Source organism: Escherichia sp. AM3 (genome assembly GCF_032029835.1).
Classification (GTDB): domain Bacteria; phylum Pseudomonadota; class Gammaproteobacteria; order Enterobacterales; family Enterobacteriaceae; genus Escherichia; species Escherichia coli.
The window spans coordinates 1-1,384 of record NZ_JAVUPQ010000297.1 but is presented as its reverse complement, the minus strand read 5'-3'; the positions used below and the strand labels follow the sequence as shown (position 1 = coordinate 1,384).

Sequence of the window (1,384 nt, the reverse complement as noted above, 5' to 3'; positions counted from 1 at the left end):
GAGCGAAGCGAGTCAATCCCCCCCTCACCGCCATATTTAAAGAAGAGCTCGTACGAAAGTACGGGCTTTTTTTTCGTGTATTGCACACACCGGGGGGATGAGAAGCCCCGACCGGGGGTCGACAACTGGCGACAGCCAGTTGGACAGACCGTGAACGCAGTGAGCGGGCTGCCCGCAGGGCGAGCGAAGCGAGTCAATCCCCCCCTCACCGCCATATTTAAAGAAGAGCTCGTACGAAAGTACGGGCTTTTTTTTCGTATATTGCACACACCGGGTGCCCCCGCCCACGTCTGTTAGGGCGAGGGGAAATCGTGCACATCAACTGTCTGGTTACTCAGTCAACAATCAAAATGCGCAAGAGAGTACAGAACATATATGTATTATCTGGTCACTTCCTATCACTTCCTCGCTTATTAAAATGCCCCCAACGGAAATACATGTCACATGCCATCATAAAATCGTTATGTCAGAGGAATCGACAATAGAAAAAATAGTAAATTAAGCACGGTACATAGCAGAGTAAAAAATAGGCTTCAAACCAAATCCGCCATTCCACAAGCGTTGCCAATACCGACACCAGCGTAATCCACATCACTTCAATAACCAGCAATATGAATAACCGAAGCCAAAGCGGCTTGGCAAAAAAGGTCGACAACGCATTTTCACTGGAGAAAAACAGATCGATTTCCTGCAAAAAAAGCCTGCCCAGAAAAGCGTACCGCTTGGAGAAGCGCAGAAAAAACAGATTAATCGCCAACACTACGCCACAAAGAATGAGCAATGCAATTATCGATTTAAACGTTAACCACTGCCCCTCTGTCACAAAAGAATCACTGTTACGCAACGGGCTGATAGTAAGCAGGTTAACAACCGTTGAGATGCACACCGAAAGCAGCACATAGCGAGTCAGACTTTTATATTTTACTTTTTTCGCTACTGAAATAGCGACCTGCTTGACATAACTGGTGCGGATCATCCGAAACAGCAGAAAGATGACCAACGGCCCAAGTAACGAAATCAGGAACAGCGCATATAACGAGGGTAGAAGCTGGTATAGCCCCCAACTCATTGCACTCAACATGATTAACGACAGAAATCCTGCCACCAGAGGTTGTGTAAGAAATAATTCTATTTTGTGGTTCTGCTTTTTCTTAAACCACGAAAAATCGATATTCTTCGTGACGCATTTATAAGCCCAGTACGCCTTGAGATCAAAAATAAAATTATACAGCACCAGAGCCAGAATCCCACTAACTACACCAATATCCTCTGATGGAAAAATAAACCCTGCATTCTTCCAATAAAAGCCTGGTGATGCTGCCAACTTACTGATTTAGTGTATGATGGTGTTTTTGAGGTGCTCCAGTGGCTTCTGTTTCTATCA

General features: G+C 45.2%; 1 pseudogene. It reads right to left on the bottom strand.

The features are described 5' to 3' along the window. Positions 1 to 466: 466 nt before the first annotated feature. Positions 467 to 1,309, bottom strand: a pseudogene (gene ycdU, locus RTW80_RS25270) (protein YcdU); the annotation flags it as partial. Positions 1,310 to 1,384 lie beyond the last annotated feature (75 nt).